This is a genomic window from Bradyrhizobium macuxiense (genome assembly GCF_001542415.1).
Lineage (GTDB): Bacteria > Pseudomonadota > Alphaproteobacteria > Rhizobiales > Xanthobacteraceae > Bradyrhizobium > Bradyrhizobium macuxiense.
The window spans coordinates 217,463-233,850 of record NZ_LNCU01000088.1; the positions used below are offsets into that span (position 1 = coordinate 217,463).

Here is a 16,388-nt window from a genome sequence, read left to right on the forward strand (position 1 = left end):
GGCGGGCCTCCGCTCGGTGCCGAAACCCGAGCCGCGCACCCACCGCAAGCGCCCGTGTATCGATGCGTGGTGATGCGTAGGGTGGTCGCGCAGTACATTCGGTGTCGTCCCTGCGAAAGCAGGGACCCATAACCACAAAGGATTTTTGGTTGGCGATGCTGGAATGACGAGTCCCTTCACGACTTCCGCCGCGGAGTATGGGTCCCTGCTTTCGCAGGGACGACAGCGGTGGGTGGGGTTGCCACCGCCTTTCATCGAAAGAACTACCCCGACCGCAACTCAACATACCCCTTCGCCGCGACCTCGTCGCATCGCGCGCGATAGGCCGGCGCGCTGCCGCTGTAGCGGGCGACGATGCGGGTCTGCTTGCCCTCGACGTTGCGGTTGATGCCGGTCATCCAGGAATCGACCTCGTTGGAGAGCAGGCCGACGCCGAGCGCCTTCACATGATCGGTCCAGTCGGCGGTGCCTTCAGGCGTCGCGTCGAGGAAGGTCAGGCCCTTCGCTTCCGCGAAGCGGATCAGGCCGGTGACCCAGTCGACGCTGTATTCGATGCTGCGCGGGATGTTGCCGAGCGCGGTGTGCGGGCCCATCAGCATCATCAAGTTCGGGAAGCCGTCGATCATCAGCCCGAGATAGGTCTCCGGCCCGTGCGTCCACTTCTCCTTGAGCCGCGCACCGTCGGCGCCGCGGATATCGATCTTGTCGAAGCTGCCGGTAATGGCATCGAAGCCGGTCGCGTAGATGATGATGTCGAAGGCGTAGTCCTTGTCGCTGGTCCGGATACCCTCGGGCGTGATCCGCTCGATCGGCGTTTCCTTGAGATCGACGAGCTCGACATTGTCGCGGTTGTAGACCTCGTAATAGAAGGTCTCGAGTGGCAGCCGCCGGGTGCCGAAACCGTGGTTCTTCGGGATCAGCTTCTCCGCCACCGCCTGGTTCTTGACGCGCTCTCGGATCTTACGGGCCACGAAATCGCTGATCGTCGCATTGGCCTTGCGGTCGATCAGGATGTCCTTGAAATTGCCCTGCCAGATGCCGAATCCGCGCTCGCCATAGAGCTTCTCGTAGAACGCCTCGCGCTCTGCCTCGGATACCTCGAACGCGCCGCGCGGGTCGGGCGTGTGGACGAAGCAGGCGAAGGTCTCCTTGCAGCGCGCGAAGATCTCGGGATAGCCGGCCTTGATCTTCGCCTGCGTCTCGGCGTCGATCTTGCCGTTGTGCAGCGGCGCCGCCCAATTGGCGGTGCGCTGGAATACGGTGAGGTGCCCGACTTCGCCGGCGATGGTCTGGATGGTCTGGATGCCGGTCGCGCCGGTGCCGATCACGGCGACACGCTTGCCGGTGAAATCCACCTTCTGCTTCGGCCAGCGCGCGGTGTGGAAGGACTGCCCCTTGAAACTGTCGCGTCCCTCGATGCGCGGCAGCGTCGGCGTCGACAGCGGGCCGATCGCGGTGATCAGGAAGCGGCAGCTATGCCGCGCGCCGCTCTCGAGCGTGACCTGCCAGCTTCGCGTGTCGTCCTGGTAGATCGCGGCCGTGACGCGACTCTCGAACTGGATGTCGCGGCGCAGGTCGAACTTGTCGGCGACATAGTTGCAGTAGCGCAGGGTCTCAGGCTGGCCGGCGAAATGCTCGGACCACTCCCATTCCTGCAACAGCTCCTTGGAGAAGGAATAGCCGTAGGAATAGCTCTCGGAATCGAAGCGCGCGCCGGGATAGCGGTTCCAGTACCAGGTGCCGCCGACGCCGGTGCCGGCTTCGAACACGCGCGTTGTGAGGCCGAGCTCGCGCAGCCGGTGGAGCTGGTACATGCCGGAGAGGCCGGCGCCGATGATGATGACGTCGTAATCCAGCGCAGCCGTCTGCGACGGGGCGTGATCCTGGCGCGGTGCGGCCACCTGTCGTTGCTCCCTCATGCGTTGATTGCCGCCAAGGCTAACCGGTCTCACAGCTGTCGACAAACATCGGAAAGCGGGGCTGGTATCGCGATTTGCCGGGTGCATCGGCGCGTCCGTGGCATTCCACGCGGCGGAAGCGCGGTCTCCGTGCCTTTACTCGCCTGCGGGTTTCACCCTATCGTCACCGGACAACATGATCGCCCCACCAAAACGGCGACGGAACCAGCGGGAGTGAAGCGATGGGAGAGGCGCTGCGCAGCAGGCTGACATCGATCGATGTCAGCGATCCCCGGCTCTACCAGGACGACACCTGGCGGCCGCTGTTTGCTCAGCTCCGCCGCGACGACCCCGTGCATTATTGCGAGGCCTCGGCCTACGGCCCGTATTGGTCGGTGACGCGTTACGACGACATCTTTGCGGTCGAGCTCGACCACCAGAATTATTCCTCGGCCTCCGAGCTCGGCGGTATCCAGGTCGCCGACCAGCCGAAGGGGCAGGAGCGGCCGAGCTTCATCCGCATGGATCCGCCCGGCCACACCGCGCAGCGCCGCACGGTGGCGCCGATCGTGGCTCCGTCGAATCTTGCGAATTTCGAATCCCTGATCCGCGAGCGCACCGCGGCCGTGCTCGACGCGCTGCCGCGCAACGAGACCTTCGACTGGGCCGAGCGGGTCTCGGTCGACCTCACCAACATGATGCTGGCGACGCTGTTCGATTTTCCGTCGGAGGACCGCGCCAAGCTGACCTGGTGGTCGGATGTCGCGATCGCCAATGTGGCTTCGCCCGATGCGGTCGTGCATTCGGAGACTGAGCGCACCGCCGAGCTGGTCAAGATGGGAGAATATTTCCGAAAATTGTGGGATGCGCGGATCGATGCGCCGCCGACCTTCGATCTGGTCTCGATGCTGGCACATTCGCCGGCGACGCGGAATCTGGAGCCGCGCGAGTTCATCGGGACCATCGGGCTTTTGATCGTCGGCGGCAACGACACCACGCGCAATTCGATGTCGGCAGGCCTGCTGGCGCTGTGCGAGAATCCCGGGCAGTTCGAGCTGGTCCGCGGCAGGCCGGAGCTGATCCCGAACCTGGTGTCCGAGACAATCCGGTACCATACACCGGTGCTGCACATGCGCCGCACCGCGCGCAACGACATCGAGCTCGCCGGCCGCCACATCAGGAAGGGCGACAAGGTGGTGATGTGGTACATCTCCGGCAACCGCGACGAGGACAAGATCGAGCGCGCCGACGAGTTCATCATCGATCGCGCCAAGCCGCGCCAGCATCTCGCCTTCGGCGCCGGCGTCCACCGCTGCGTCGGCGACCGCCTCGCCGAGCAGCAGCTGCGCATTCTCTGGGAGGAAATCCTTGAGCGCGACCTGCGCTTAGAGGTCATGGGCCCACCACAAAGGCTCTATTCCAATTTCATTCGCGGTATACGAAGCTTGCCGGTGAGAATCGTCAATTGAGCTGCCAGCCCCGTCATTGCGAGCGCAGCGAAGCAATCCACGTCTTGGCGAGGTGAAGGATGGATTGCTTCGCGGAGCCTGTCATCCGGCGGCGCTTGGCGCCGACCGGGTGGCTCGCAATGACGGAAGAAGAAATTCCAAGGAACAAGAATGAAGAACGATCCCGTTGACGTCCTGATCATCGGCGCCGGCGCGTCCGGTGCCGCGGTGGCCTGGAGCCTCGCCGATACCAGGATGCATATCCTCTGCCTCGATCAGGGCGGCTGGATGAACCCGGCGGAATATCCGAGCACCGGGCGCGACTGGGAGGCGAAGTTCTACGGCGACTGGTCGACCAGCCCGAATATCCGCCGCCGGCCCGAGGACTATCCTGTTAACGACGACAACTCCCCGATCAAGGTCGTCAACTTCAACGGGGTCGGCGGCTCGACGGTGATGTACACCGCGCACTGGCCGCGGCTGCATCCGTCCGATTTCAAGGTGAAGACGCTCGACGGCGTCGCCGACGACTGGCCGATCGACTACGATGCGCTCACCCCGTTCTTCGAAGAGAACGACCGCATGATGGGCGTATCGGGCCTGTCTGGCGATCCGCTGTCGCCCTTGAGCCACCCGCCGATGCCGCCGCAGCCGCTCGGGCTGTCCGGTCCGCTGGTCGGCAAGGCGATGAACAAGCTCGGCTGGCATTGGTGGCCGTCGGACACCACGGTCGCGACGACGGATTACGAGGGCAGGGCGCGCTGCATCAATCTCGGCCATTGCACGCCGGCCTGCGCGCAGGGCGCGAAGGCGTCGACCGACATCACCTATTGGCCGCACGCGATCCGCGCCGGCGTCGAGCTCAAGACGCATTGCCGGGTGCGCGAGATCCTGACCAACGAGCAGGGCATGGCCTCCGGCGTCGTCTATTACGACAAGGATGGCGTCGAGCAGTTTCAGCCGGCTGAGGTCGTGATCATCGCCTGCAATGGCGTCGGCACGCCGCGCCTGCTGCTCAACTCCGTCTCCGGCAAGTTTCCGAACGGCCTCGCCAACTCGTCCGGCCTGGTCGGCAAGAACCTGATGTTCCACCCCTATGCGCAGGTCTATGGCTTCGTGAAGGAGCCGACCGACAGTAACCGCGCGCCGCCGACCTGCCTGTGGAGCAAGGAGTTTTACGACACCGATCTGTCGCGCGGCTTCGTCCGCGGTTACGGCATCCAGTTCGGCCGCGGCGCCGGACCGGTGTTCGAGGCCGTTTCCAGCGAGCAGAAGGGCATCCTGCCGTGGGGCGCGGATCACCACCGCGTCTTCCGCAAGCTCAACGGCCACCGCCTTGCGGTCTCGGCGATCTGCGAGGACCTGCCGGAGGAGCACAACCGCGTGACGCTCGATCCCGTCTTGAAGGACAGTCACGGCATCCCGGCGCCGCGGATCGACTACACGATCAGCGCGAACAGCCGCAAGATGATGGACCATGCGCTGGCGCGCGGCCGGGAGGTGCTGGAGGTTGCCGGCGCCACCGACATCTGCATCAACGATCCGATCCCGTGGGGCGGCTGGCATCTGCTCGGCACCGCGCGGATGGGCACCGATCCGTCGCGCTCCGTCGTCAACGAATGGGGCCGCTCGCACGACGTGAAGAATCTCTTCATCGTCGACGGCAGCATCTTCGTGACCTCGGGCGGCGTGAACCCGACCTCCACCATCCAGGCCCTCGCGCTCTACATCGCCGACCAGATGAAGCAGCGTCTCGCCAATCTGTTCGACTGAGACCAGCCATGTCCGATACAAAAGAATTGACTGCAGCCCAGCGCGCCGACCTTCGCAGCATCGCGGCGATGATCATTCCCGAAAGCTCCGAGTACAAGGTGCCGGGGGCTGATGATCCCGCCGTTCAGGCCGACATCCTCGCGACGCTCGGCCGCGATACGGCGCTGGTGGCGCAGGCGCTGGACCATCTGGCGCGGCTTGCCGGCAAGCCGCTTGCCGAGCTCGACGAGGCCAGGCGCGATGCCGTGGCGAAGGAGTTTCGCGCCAGCGGCGGCGCCGCGGCCTCGACGCTCATCCGCGTGGTGCTGCAGTGTTACTACCGGGATGATCGCGTGTTGCGCTCGCTCGGTCTCGAGCTCCGCGCGCCATTCCCGAAGGGGCATGTGCTGCCGGAGGGCGACTGGTCGCTGCTCGATCCGGTCAAGGCGCGCGGCGGCACGCTGCGTGGCGCGTCGCGATGAAGCTGCCGGCCAAGGCGTGCCACGCTCGGACCGCAGGCTTGGGGGACATGACGATGGAATCTGCTGATCGCCGATACGGAAGGACGTCGCGTCGTCCGGATGGCGCAAGTCCTGCTCGTCACGGCGTCACGCGTCGCGGGCTGCTGCTGGCGACCGCGGCTCTCCTGGTCACGACCTCGGGCGTCAACGCACGCGTCGTCACCAAGGTGCTGCCGTGGAAGCCCAACGATGCCTATCCGGTCGCGCCGGTCGTGCCCGGTGGCTACCTGTTCTTTACGGCAAGCGAGGCCGCCGTCGTCGAAGCGTTCGTCGATCGTCTCATCCCGGCCGATGATTTGGGGCCCGGGGCGAAGGAGGCCGGCGTCACCACGTTCATCGATCGCCAGCTCACCGGTCCCTATGGCGGGCATGACTGGCTCTATATGGCAGGACCATTCTCGGAGAATCCGCTGCCGTCGCAGGGATTGCAATCGGAGCTCACGCCGCGGCAGCAATACCGGATGGGAATCGCGGCGCTTGAAGCCTATTGCAAGGCCACCTTCAATCGCGGCTTTGCCGAGCTCGCCGCCGCAGATCAGGACAAGCTGATTGCAGGCCTGGAGAAGGGAGCGGTTCAGTTGCCGAATTTCTCCAGCAAGACGCTGTTTACGGCGATCTACAACAATGCGATCGAGGGGTTCTTCGCCGATCCGATCTATGGCGGCAATCGCGACATGATCGGCTGGAAGCTCGTCGGCTTCCCCGGCGTGCGTTATGATTTCCGCGACGTCATCGACCGGCCAAACCAGGCCTACACCCTGCCGCCGGTGAGCTTGCAGGGCCGTCCGGCGTGGGGAGAGCGCTGATGGCCCGCCGTCTTCCTCGCAAGGACGTCGTCATCGTCGGCCTCGGCTGGACCGGCTCGATCCTCGCCTACGAATTGGCCCGCACCGGGCTCGATGTCGTCGCGCTGGAGCGCGGCCCCTGGCGCGACACGGCAAGCGATTTCAACATCGGCACCGCACCGGACGAGCTGCGCTACGCGGTGCGTCACGACATCTTCCTGCGCCCGAAGCAGGAGACGCTGACGATGCGCAACAACCCCTCGCAGACGGCGCTGCCGATTCGCAAATGGGGAAGCTTCCTGCCGGGCAATGGCGTCGGCGGCGCGGGCCTGCACTGGAATGGACAGACCTGGCGCTTCCTGCCCGACGATTTCCGTATCCGCAGCCACATGATCGAACGCTACGGCCAGGGGATCCTGCCGGAAGGCAATCAGATCCAGGACTGGCCGGTCAGCTATGACGAGCTAGAGCCGCACTACGACAGGTTCGAGCAGGTTGCCGGGATCTCCGGCAAGGCCGGCAACATCAAGGGCAAGATCCAGCCCGGCGGCAATCCGTTCGAGGGCGCGCGCGAGCGCGATTATCCGACGCCGCCGCTGAAGCAGGGCTACGCGCAGTCGCTGTTCACCAAGGCCGCCACCGAGATGGGTCTGCACCCGTTTCCGCGGCCGTCTGCAAACATCTCGATGGCCTACACCAATCCGTATGGCTGCAGCATGGCGCCGTGCACCTATTGCGGCTTCTGCGAATGGTTCGGCTGCGCCAACTATTCGAAATCGTCGCCGCAGACCTGCGTGCTACCCGCGCTGGTCCGGGAGCCGACCTTCGAGGCGCGCACCGACTGCGAGGTGACGAAGATCAACCTGAGCGGCGACGGCAAGACGGCCACCGGCGTGACCTATGTCGATGCCAGCGGCGAGGAGTGGGAGCAGCCCGGCGATCTCGTGCTGGTCTGCGCCTTCAGCCTGTTCAATGTGCGGCTGTTGCTGCTGTCGGGCATCGGCAAGCCGTACGATCCCGCGAGCGGCAAGGGCGTCGTCGGGCGCAACTATGCGTATCAGACCGGCTCCGGCGCCCTCGGCTTCTTCAACGACGCGAAGTTCAATCCGTTTGCGGCGGCGGGCTCGCTCGGCGTCGCGCTCGACGACTACAACAGCGACAATTTCGATCATGGTCCGCACGGCTTCGTCGGCGGCGCGTCGATCACCAGCGCCCACACCAACGGCCGGCCGATCCGCTATCACCCGACCCCGCCGGGAACGCCGACCTGGGGCAGCGCCTGGAAGAAGGCGGTCAAGGACAACTATCAGCGCGTGACCAATGTCGGCGCGCAGGGCAGCGTCATGAGCTATCGCAACAACTATCTCGATCTCGATCCGACCTACAAGGATCCGCTCGGCCGGCCCTTGATGCGCATGACGTTCGACTACCAGCCCAACGAGCAGAAGATGGCGAACTGGATGGCCGAGCGTTGCCAGGAGATCGTCAAGGCGATGGGCGCGAGCAGCACAAAGCTCAACCGCCTCGGTGTGCCGTGGTCGGTGGTGCCTTACCAGACCACGCACAACACCGGGGGCGCGGTGATGGGGAACGATCCCAACACAAGCGTGCTGAATCGCTATTTGCAGTCCTGGGACGTCTCGAACGTGTTCGTGATGGGCGCGTCGGCTTTTCCCCAGAATGCAGGTTACAACCCGACCGGTACGGTCGGCGCGCTGACCTATTGGAGCCTGGAGGCGATCCTCAAATATCTGAAGTCGCCGGGTGCGCTGGTGTCGCGATGAGCAGGCGCGCGATGTGGCTCCGCACTCTGGTCCTGCTGCTTCCGCTGTTCAGCGCCGGCAGCGTGACGGCCGGTCCGGACAATTATGTCGATATCGCGCGCGGCAAGGCGCTTGTCATCGCCGGCGACTGCGCGGCCTGTCATACCGCCGAGGGCGGCCAGCCGTTTGCCGGCGGGCTCGCGCTGCAGACGCCGTTCGGCGCGATCATGACGCCGAACATCACGTTCGACACCACGACCGGCATAGGAAGCTGGTCGGCCGATGACTTCGCGCGCGCCATGCAGGAAGGCAGGCGCCCGGGCGGCGGTCATCTCTACCCGGCGTTTCCCTATCCCTATTATACGAAGGTGGAGCGCAGCGATCTCGACGCGATCTATCTGTATCTGCGTGCGCTGCCGCCGGTCGAAAACAGGGTCAATCGCAACACGCTGCCGTTTCCCTTCAACATACGGCTGCTGATGAAGGGCTGGAACGCGCTGTTCTTCACATCAGGGACGTTCAAGCCGGATCCGGCGCGCTCGGCCGAGTTCAACCGTGGCGCCTATCTGGTCGAAGGCCTCGGCCATTGCGGCGCTTGCCACACGCCGTTCAATGCCTTCGGCGCCAACCAGAACGACAAATATCTCGAAGGTAACCAGATCGACAATTGGACCGCGCCGAACATCACCAACGACCCGCGGGTGGGTCTCGGCAAATGGTCGGTCGATGACATCGTGCAATATCTGAAGACCGGGCAAAACGCCTTCAGCCTCGCCAGCGGGCCGATGAAGGATGCGATCGAGAATTCGACTTCGGAGATGCCGGTGGCGGATCTGAAGGCGATCGCCGTCTACCTCAAGGAGCGCGGCGCGGAGGGCCCGCCTGCATCGACGCCGCTGGCGGCTTCCGATCCGCGCATGCAGGCGGGAGAGGCTATCTATGTCGATACCTGCGCCGCCTGTCATGTGCGAACCGGCACGGGCGTCGCGCATCTGTTCCCGAAGCTCGCCGGCAATGTGGTGACGACGCAGGAGGACCCTGCGAGCCTGATCCGGATCGTCATCGCCGGAGGTCGCGCGGCGGCAACCGAGGGCTTCCCGACCTCGCCGGCCATGCCGTCGCTCGGCTATCGCCTCAGTGACAAGCAGGTCGCTGATGTCGTCACCTATGTCCGCAATTCCTGGGGCAATGCGGCTGCGCCGGTCTCGGAAGAGACGGTCAGGACGCTACGGGCCAAGGTGACCGGCGCCGCGCCTGGAGAATGACGTCCTTGCGACGCCGGGCGTAACCACTTGCGGGGACGGGAGCCGGTCACCATCTGAGGAGACCGAAGGAATCTCGCCATGTTGGATATTACCTCAGATACCGCCGGTGACAGGCCGTCACCGCGAACGGCTGACGCTGCCCAAGGCGCTGCCCAAGTCGATAACCAAGTCGATAACCAAGCCAATGACCGGGTCTTGCTGGATGCCTATTCCAATGCCGTGATCGACGTGACCGAACGCGTCGGTCCCGCGGTCGTACGCGTCGAAACCGGGCCGAAAGTGCGCAACGCGCGCGAGCGCGGCGGGCTCGGCTCGGGCATCGTGATCTCGCCCGATGGGTTCGTGCTGACCAACAGCCACGTGGTCGGATCGTCGAAGGAGATCCGCCTGCGCGACACCGAAGGCTTCGTCACCGACGCCCATGTGCTCGGCGTCGATCCCGACACCGATCTCGCCTTGCTGCGGGCCGATGGCGCACGCGATCTGCCCTATGCCTCGCTCGGCAATTCCAAGACCTTGCGGCGCGGCCAGCTCGTGGTCGCGATCGGCAATCCGCTCGGCTTCGAATCGACCGTCACCGCCGGCGTGGTGTCGGCGCTCGGCCGCTCGATCCGCTCGGTCAGCGGGCGCACCATCGAGGACGTGATCCAGACCGACGCCGCGCTCAACCCCGGCAATTCCGGCGGGCCGCTGGTGTCGTCGAAGGCGGAGGTGATCGGCATCAACACCGCGATCATCAACGGCGCGCAAGGCATCTGCTTTGCGGTCGCGAGTAACACCGCGCAGTTCGTGCTGTCGGAGATCATCCGCCACGGCTATGTCCGCCGCGCCTATATCGGCGTCGCCGGCCAGACCGCGCCGGTGCCGCGGCGGCACGCGGTGCTCGCCGGCGTCGAGAATAAGATGGGCGCGCTCTTGATGCAGATCGAGCCCGACAGTCCGGCCGCGCGGGCAGGGCTGCTGCCGGGCGATGTCGCGATCAGGCTCGACGGCATCGAGATCAACGGCGTCGACGACCTGATCCGCGTGCTCGATCACAGCCGGATCGACCGGACCCTGTCGATGGACGTGCTCCGCCTCGGCCGCCTGCGTGCGATCGACATCCATCCGATCGGGCGGAAGCCTGCGAAGCAGTGAGCAGGTGCGATCCAGGAACTCACCTGACGCTTTCCCCTTGTGACGGTGCTTGCCAGCTCGCGATGAGATTGGGTTGAGCTGGAACGGCGTCGAAGGATCACCTCTCCCCGGCGGGGAGAGGTGATCCGAAACCTTGGCGAGCCGATTCAACCAAAATTCATCGTGGTCTGGCGCTGACGTTTCCACATGGTCATGGCCGGGCTTGTCCCGGCCATCTACGTCTTTCTTCACGCAGAAACGAAGACGTGGATGCCCGGGACAAGCCCGGGCATGACGAGTTTGTGGGGAGACCGGCCAGACAGGACGCGCCGAACTTGTCGTGTGAAGGTTTTGCGAGCGGCATCGTCCGCCAAACTGCGCCTATGCAGTCCGCCCGGCATAACAACGTGGCCACTCCTTCCAGAATTTCTCGCCCCGAACGTTTGGAGCGAGCCTTTCTTATCCCCTGGCGTTCTTTGCGATTATCGGTGCCACCATTCGGGGCTTCTGCGCGCCTTGGCTCCTCCTCAGATCAGCAAACTCTTGCCGAAGCAGGTCCAAGACGGTTCTGACCTTGGGGAGATCCGCCATGCGCTTGTGGCAGATGATCGTGAGTTCCGCGCGTAACGAAGCTGGAAGCACAAGCTTGAGCTCTACGAGCTCACCCGGTCGTTTAAGTCGATGGGAGGTCTTCAGAAGGATCATCGCGCCGACACCGGCCTGACAGGCCGCGACCTGCACGCTGTAATCGTCAGACGCAAAGGCGGGACGGAAATTCGGAATCCTGGCAGCGAACTCCGGATTGGGGCTCACCATCTCAAGCGCTCCGGCCCATGAGATCCAATCGAGGTCACGCAAATCATATTTCGCAGGCAGTCTCCGTGCGTAGTCCTTGCTCGCGTAAGCGCAGATCGGAACGATAACTTCATCGACCGTGATGAGGTCAGGATCATCCGACGGATATCTCCTGAGCGCGATGTCTGCTTCGCCGCGCGAGAGGTTCAGGCGTTCGGTGCTCGCCAGAACTTCGAGAGTGATCTGCGGATGCTTTCTCTTGAGCTTCTCCGCGATTGGAGCCAGCAAATCAAAGGCGAACGACGGGGCCGCCGTGATGCGCACGCGGCCGCTCACGGGCGAGTTCTTCGCATCGAGTGCGCGTGCAGCTTCAGTCGCCCATTGCGCCATGCCTTGGGCTGCCGGAAGCAGCCTCGCTCCGGTTTTCGTCAAGGTGACGCCCTGGTTCTTGCGGACGAAAAGCGGCTCGCCGAGGGCGTACTCCATCTCTGCGATCCTCCGGCTCAAAGTGGGTTGACTCGCCTTGAGGCGGCGCGCGCCGCCGCTCAGACTTCCGGCATCGGCAACGGCGAGAAAAATCCGCAAGTCGTCCCATTGCAGGTCCACTTTGACTCCTTCGGCCCGGGCCGGGCCATTCATTTATGTATGGCCTTATAGGAATTTAGACGATTGCTATTCTGACTGTCCACGGCAAAACGCGGCAGCAGAAATGAGGAAGATCATGCTCCGTAAGCTAGGACAGTGTTTCATTGGTTCCCTTGCCGTTCTCGCGCTCTCCGCGTGCGCGCAGACATCCCATCCATCGACGGCCGCCAACCTCGGCAAGCCGGTCAGCTCATCGGTTATGGAGGCGTTGATTGATAAGCCGGGACCGATCGAGGTTAAGACAGTCGCCAGCGCAGATTGGGTCGCCGATCTGTCCGGGCTGATCAATCTGAAGGACCCCCAAGCCATTCAGGCGGGGCTCAAGGATCACGAGGAGCCGATCCAGATCTACACACATCTCGTGCGGCATCCGACGCGGGGATTTTATATGGTCGATACCGGCGTCTCGAAACGGTTTGTCGAGGACCCCAAAAGCTTGGGAGTTGGATGGGTGGTGCGCAACTTCGCCAAGCTCGACAAGATGCAGGTCCGGGAAGACGCCCTTTCCGCTATCAAATCCGAAGGGGCGCCCCTCAAAGGAGTCTTGATGACCCACCTTCACCTCGATCACATCTCGGGGATGCCGGACATTCCAAAAGATGTACCGTTTTATACGGGTCCCGGAGAAGCCGCGGAAACGAAATTCGAGAACTTCTTTGTCGAAGGCATGGAAGATGCCTTCTTTGCAGGCAGACCCGCGATTCAGGAGTTTCAGTTCACCAAGGATCCGGATGGGAAATTCGAAGGCGTAATCGACGTCTTCGGTGATGGCTCATTGTTTGCAATCCTGACCGCCGGGCATACCGCGGGCCATGTCTCGTATCTTGCCCGCACTCCGTCCGGTCCGGTGCTCCTCACTGGCGACGCTTGCCACACCCGGTGGGGCTGGGAGCACGGCGTCGAACCTGGCAGCTTTACATACGACCGGGACGAGGAGCGGAAGAGTTTGCTCGCGCTGAAGGCCCTGAGTGAACGTCATCCGCAGATGATCGTGAAGCTGGGTCATCAGCCTTGAGTCTGGCTTTACACGTCGTAGCCACGCACAAATGTCCGCCATTGGCTCCTCTCGGACTTATGGCAATGTCCGTTTTTCCGCTCCTGTCAGGTCGATGGCAGACATCCCCACGTCCTCGGGATGCCGCGGCCCGGCAATTCCGGCGGGCCGCTGGTGTCGTCGAGGGCGGAGGTGATCGGCATCAACACCGCGATCATCAACGGCGCGCAGGGCATCTGCTTTGCGGTCGCCAGCAACACCGCGCAGTTCGTGCTGTCGGAGATCATCCGCCACGGCTATGTCCGCCGCGCCTATATCGGCGTCGCCGGCCAGACCGCGCCGGTGCCGCGGCGGCACGCGGTGCTCGCCGGCGTCGAGAACACGATGGGCGCGCTCTTGATGCAGATCGAGCCCGACAGTCCGGCCGCGCGGGCAGGGCTGCTGCCGGGCGATGTCGCGATCAAGCTGGATGGCGTCGAGATCAACGGCGTCGATGATCTGATCCGCGCGCTCGATCACAGCCGGATCGACCGGACCCTGTCGATGGACGTGCTCCGGCTGGGCCGGCTGCGTGGGATCGACATCCACCCGATCGAAAGGAAGCCGGCGAAGCAGTGACGGCAATTCTATCGGCGTGCAAGATGCACCCTCTCCCTTGATGTCCGCCGTTGACCCGAGGCAGTCGAAATAAGAATGGGCGGGTTCACTTCCGTTCCACGGCAGCGAATGCCCAGGTCCGACCTTTCCCGCGCAGGAGCGCCTGATTGATCCAGACCATTCCGAAGGGCTCGAGGAGACGCGACTTGGTCATGTCGCCGGCGTCGAGCGGCTCGAAACCCAGATCGGTCAATACAGTCGCGACGATAGCCTTCGCCTGAGCATCATCGCCGGCCATGAACATGACCGGCCTATGCGGCATGCCGGCATTGTCGGCCATCATCTCCGCGCCGACCTGATTAAGCGTCTTCACAACACGCGCGCCTGGCAGCCAGGCGGCGACGGTCTCGCCGCCGCTGGTCGTATGGCCCAGCAGAAGCCCGAGAACGCCGTCGATCATCCCGAGCGGATTCATGCAGTCGATGACGATCTTGCCAGAAAGATCGCCGAGAGCCTTAACGGCAGCTTCGGCAACGTTCCATGGCAGTGCGAGAACGACCAGCTCAGCGGACTTGGCAGCCTCTGTCGGAGATGCCAGTTTTGCGCCTGTATTCGCAGCAAGATCTTGTGTGGCGCTGTCGGTGATATTGCGCGCCCCAAGAACGATCTCATGCGAGGATTTTTTAAGCCCTCGGGCGAGCGAGCTACCGACGTTACCAGTCCCGATGATTGCTATTTTCATCTTGATACCCTCCTTCCTGGTCTCCATTAGACAGACGAGACATCGAATAATTCCCTTAGGTAGATATGGTGACGCCCTGCACGGCGGCGCTCGAGAGACTGATTTGGCCATTGATTTCCTATCGAGTGATGGTTTTTCTGATTTGACCGCGGAACCATCTTCTGCACCCGGGCCTATCAACGCATGACGGCTGTCCACTGGATCATTCCCGCACTTTGGGAGAGCGCAAGATGTCGCGCACGCTTATTGTCCTCGGAATTGTCCTGGTCGTGGCCGGAATCTGCTGGCCTTTGATCGGCAGGCTGGGTCTGGGGCGGCTCCCCGGTGACATCGTGATCCAACGGCCGAATTTTTCGTTCTACTTTCCGCTGATGACGTCGCTCCTCATCAGCATCGTCCTGAGCGTGGTCCTGTGGCTGATCAATCGATAGACGCTTGGCAGAAGACCGAGCCTGCCCACGTATTTGCCGTTGGGTCGAACGTCTGGTTTTGGCCCCTCTCTGACTTACGGCAATGTCCGCTTTCGCGCTCCTGTCGGGGCCATAGCAGACATCCAACACGCGTGGTCCGAGCCGCCTCGATTTATGAGGACACGCCTTGGCTCGTGATAGTCGATTATCTCCACGTCCTCCGGACCCGCGTCGGTGCACCGGAATACGCTATTTGGTCATTGATACGGATCGCGTGCTTACCCGCCAAGTCGCCCTTGCAATGGCATGGTGGGTGAGAATTCTCGGCCGCAATCGGAACGGACGCGTACGCTGTTGCGCAGGCGCCGGGGCGTTCGCAGGACTTCGGAATAATAGAAGATATCGCTGAGTTGCCCGACACGTCAAGTTGCGTGTGTCCGAGTGCCGGCGGCCGCCCTGCTACTTTGCATGGGGTTGTTTTCGATATTTTGGGGGCGCTCACCTCCGCGGAGGCAGACGTCTTATCCGTCGCGGACTTCGTCCGCGCCACCGCAACCGCCCGGGCGCAACCCCGCGAAGCAGTGAGGGGCGCGCTGACATCAGACCCTCATGGTGAGGAGCCGCCACCGGGTCCGCGCGATGCGCGGCCCGATGACAGGCTCCGCGGCGTCTCGAACCATGAGGCCCTGACTGTGGCCTCATCCTTCGAGACGCGCGTTCCGCGCTCCTCAGAGCCTGACTGAAAAAGGAGTGAGTGATTTCGGTTGGCTGTGATTCCTTCGGATTTGCGAAGATTCGAGGGAGGGTACGATGCCGTGGACCGAAATCACTCGTGTCGAGTATCAACGCAAAGGGCTGCGCTACACAAGCGATCTGACCGATGCGGAGTGGGCGCTGATATCCCGGAAGATGCCGGCGCGACAGCGACGAGGACGCCCGCGGGAAGTCGATTTGCGCGAGGTCGTGCAGGCGATCTTCTACATTTTGTCGACGGGCTGCCAATGGCGAGCCCTGCCGAGCGAGTTCCCGCCATACTCGACGGTCCAAGGCTATTTTTATGCCTGGCGCGACAGTGGCCGGTGGCACCGGATCGTCGGAGCCTTGGTCCGGCAAGCGCGGCGGAAACTCGGGCGCAAGCCGGGACCGACGGCTGCCGTCATCGATAGCCAGACGGCTCCGACGACGCAGGCCGGCGGGCCACGCGGCTTCGACCCCGGCAAGCGCCTTCATGGACGTAAGCGGCACATCGTCACTGACACCAATGGTCTGCTGCTGGCAGTCCACGTGCATCCCGCCAACGTTCAGGATGTCCACGGTGCTGTCCCTCTGCTGGAACATCTGAGAGAACACTTCCCCAGGCTTCAGCATGTCTTTGCTGACCGAGTCTATCGCGGCAAACAGCTGCTCGACGCACTGTCCCATTGCGGCCAATGGACCATCGATATTGTCCAGCGGCCACCCGGCGTCAAAGGCTTCCAGCTCTTACCCCGACGCTGGGTCGTCGAGCGTACCTTTGCCTGGTTCGGCAGGTGCCGTCGTCTCGCCAAGGACTTCGAGGGCTCCGCGGCAACCGAAGTCGCTTGGCTTCTCGTCGCCCATCTCAGGCTCCTGATCAGACGCCTCGCCAGGCCCCAACACGCTTTTTGAGTCAGACTCT

General features: G+C 63.4%; 13 protein-coding genes and 1 pseudogene. 11 read left to right on the forward strand and 3 right to left on the reverse strand.

Annotated elements, in window-relative coordinates; translation table 11 throughout:
- Positions 1–263: 263 nt before the first annotated feature.
- A complete protein-coding gene (locus tag AS156_RS26380) occupies positions 264–1,901 on the reverse strand; it encodes a flavin-containing monooxygenase (protein ID WP_066510567.1) in 1,638 nt (545 codons plus the stop codon).
- 239 nt (positions 1,902–2,140) lie between these two features.
- Between AS156_RS26380 and AS156_RS26385 the strand changes: the two genes are divergently transcribed.
- From AS156_RS26385 to AS156_RS26415, 7 genes are all read left to right on the forward strand, one after another.
- Positions 2,141–3,367, forward strand: coding sequence for a cytochrome P450 (locus AS156_RS26385; RefSeq protein WP_066510569.1), 1,227 nt, complete (start codon positions 2,141–2,143; stop codon positions 3,365–3,367).
- A 150-nt stretch (positions 3,368–3,517) separates the two neighbouring features.
- The gene (locus tag AS156_RS26390) at positions 3,518–5,119 is read left to right on the forward strand and encodes a GMC family oxidoreductase (RefSeq protein ID WP_066510571.1); all 1,602 of its coding nucleotides are present in this window, start codon (positions 3,518–3,520) and stop codon (positions 5,117–5,119) included.
- A gap of 8 nt (positions 5,120–5,127) precedes the next feature.
- Positions 5,128–5,580, forward strand: coding sequence for a hypothetical protein (locus AS156_RS26395; protein ID WP_066510577.1), 453 nt, complete (start codon positions 5,128–5,130; stop codon positions 5,578–5,580).
- Positions 5,581–5,633: 53 nt separating this feature from the next.
- Positions 5,634–6,425 carry a gluconate 2-dehydrogenase subunit 3 family protein gene (locus AS156_RS26400; RefSeq protein ID WP_066510640.1) on the forward strand — a complete coding sequence of 264 codons (792 nt, stop codon included), beginning with the start codon at positions 5,634–5,636 and terminating at the stop codon, positions 6,423–6,425.
- Entirely contained in the window at positions 6,425–8,188 is a 1,764-nt protein-coding gene (locus AS156_RS26405; RefSeq protein ID WP_066510580.1) for a GMC family oxidoreductase, read from the forward strand. The genes AS156_RS26400 and AS156_RS26405 overlap by 1 nt, the downstream gene beginning before the upstream one ends.
- An 11-nt stretch (positions 8,189–8,199) precedes the next feature.
- Entirely contained in the window at positions 8,200–9,432 is a 1,233-nt protein-coding gene (locus tag AS156_RS26410) for a cytochrome c (protein ID WP_245313074.1), read from the forward strand.
- 78 nt (positions 9,433–9,510) lie between these two features.
- A complete protein-coding gene (locus tag AS156_RS26415) occupies positions 9,511–10,569 on the forward strand; it encodes a S1C family serine protease (RefSeq protein WP_066510585.1) in 1,059 nt (352 codons plus the stop codon).
- Positions 10,570–11,007: 438 nt separating this feature from the next.
- Here the strand turns inward: AS156_RS26415 and AS156_RS26420 are convergent, their stop codons facing one another.
- Entirely contained in the window at positions 11,008–11,949 is a 942-nt protein-coding gene (locus AS156_RS26420) for a LysR family transcriptional regulator (protein WP_066510642.1), read from the reverse strand.
- A 115-nt stretch (positions 11,950–12,064) separates the two neighbouring features.
- Between AS156_RS26420 and AS156_RS26425 the strand changes: the two genes are divergently transcribed.
- Both AS156_RS26425 and AS156_RS26430 read left to right on the forward strand, forming a co-directional pair.
- Positions 12,065–13,003, forward strand: a complete 939-nt coding sequence (locus tag AS156_RS26425; protein ID WP_066510648.1) for an MBL fold metallo-hydrolase — start codon at positions 12,065–12,067, stop codon at positions 13,001–13,003.
- 129 nt (positions 13,004–13,132) lie between these two features.
- Positions 13,133–13,600 (forward strand): annotated as a pseudogene (locus tag AS156_RS26430) (S1C family serine protease); the annotation flags it as partial.
- A gap of 85 nt (positions 13,601–13,685) precedes the next feature.
- On the opposite strand, the gene AS156_RS26435 reads toward AS156_RS26430, so the two are convergent.
- The gene (locus AS156_RS26435) at positions 13,686–14,321 is read right to left on the reverse strand and encodes an NADPH-dependent F420 reductase (protein WP_066510650.1); all 636 of its coding nucleotides are present in this window, start codon (positions 14,319–14,321) and stop codon (positions 13,686–13,688) included.
- A gap of 230 nt (positions 14,322–14,551) precedes the next feature.
- On the opposite strand from AS156_RS26435, the gene AS156_RS26440 reads away from it, so the two are divergent.
- Together AS156_RS26440 and AS156_RS26445 are read left to right on the forward strand one after the other, a co-directional pair.
- Entirely contained in the window at positions 14,552–14,752 is a 201-nt protein-coding gene (locus tag AS156_RS26440; RefSeq protein ID WP_066510587.1) for a DUF2905 domain-containing protein, read from the forward strand.
- A 789-nt stretch (positions 14,753–15,541) separates the two neighbouring features.
- A complete protein-coding gene (locus AS156_RS26445) occupies positions 15,542–16,378 on the forward strand; it encodes an IS5 family transposase (RefSeq protein ID WP_066499812.1) in 837 nt (278 codons plus the stop codon).
- Positions 16,379–16,388: the final 10 nt, after the last annotated feature.

What these genes read in the sequence shown, in the direction of transcription:
- AS156_RS26385 (WP_066510569.1), top strand. Translation starts at nt 2,141, where the DNA reads ATGGGAGAGGCGCTGCGCAGCAGGCTGACATCGATCGATGTCAGCGAT.
- AS156_RS26390 (WP_066510571.1), top strand. Translation starts at nt 3,518, where the DNA reads ATGAAGAACGATCCCGTTGACGTCCTGATCATCGGCGCCGGCGCGTCC.
- AS156_RS26395 (WP_066510577.1), top strand. Translation starts at nt 5,128, where the DNA reads ATGTCCGATACAAAAGAATTGACTGCAGCCCAGCGCGCCGACCTTCGC.
- AS156_RS26400 (WP_066510640.1), top strand. Translation starts at nt 5,634, where the DNA reads ATGGAATCTGCTGATCGCCGATACGGAAGGACGTCGCGTCGTCCGGAT.
- AS156_RS26405 (WP_066510580.1), top strand. Translation starts at nt 6,425, where the DNA reads ATGGCCCGCCGTCTTCCTCGCAAGGACGTCGTCATCGTCGGCCTCGGC.
- AS156_RS26410 (WP_245313074.1), top strand. Translation starts at nt 8,200, where the DNA reads ATGTGGCTCCGCACTCTGGTCCTGCTGCTTCCGCTGTTCAGCGCCGGC.
- AS156_RS26415 (WP_066510585.1), top strand. Translation starts at nt 9,511, where the DNA reads ATGTTGGATATTACCTCAGATACCGCCGGTGACAGGCCGTCACCGCGA.
- AS156_RS26425 (WP_066510648.1), top strand. Translation starts at nt 12,065, where the DNA reads ATGCTCCGTAAGCTAGGACAGTGTTTCATTGGTTCCCTTGCCGTTCTC.
- AS156_RS26435 (WP_066510650.1), bottom strand. Translation starts at nt 14,321, where the DNA reads ATGAAAATAGCAATCATCGGGACTGGTAACGTCGGTAGCTCGCTCGCC.
- AS156_RS26440 (WP_066510587.1), top strand. Translation starts at nt 14,552, where the DNA reads ATGTCGCGCACGCTTATTGTCCTCGGAATTGTCCTGGTCGTGGCCGGA.
- AS156_RS26445 (WP_066499812.1), top strand. Translation starts at nt 15,542, where the DNA reads ATGCCGTGGACCGAAATCACTCGTGTCGAGTATCAACGCAAAGGGCTG.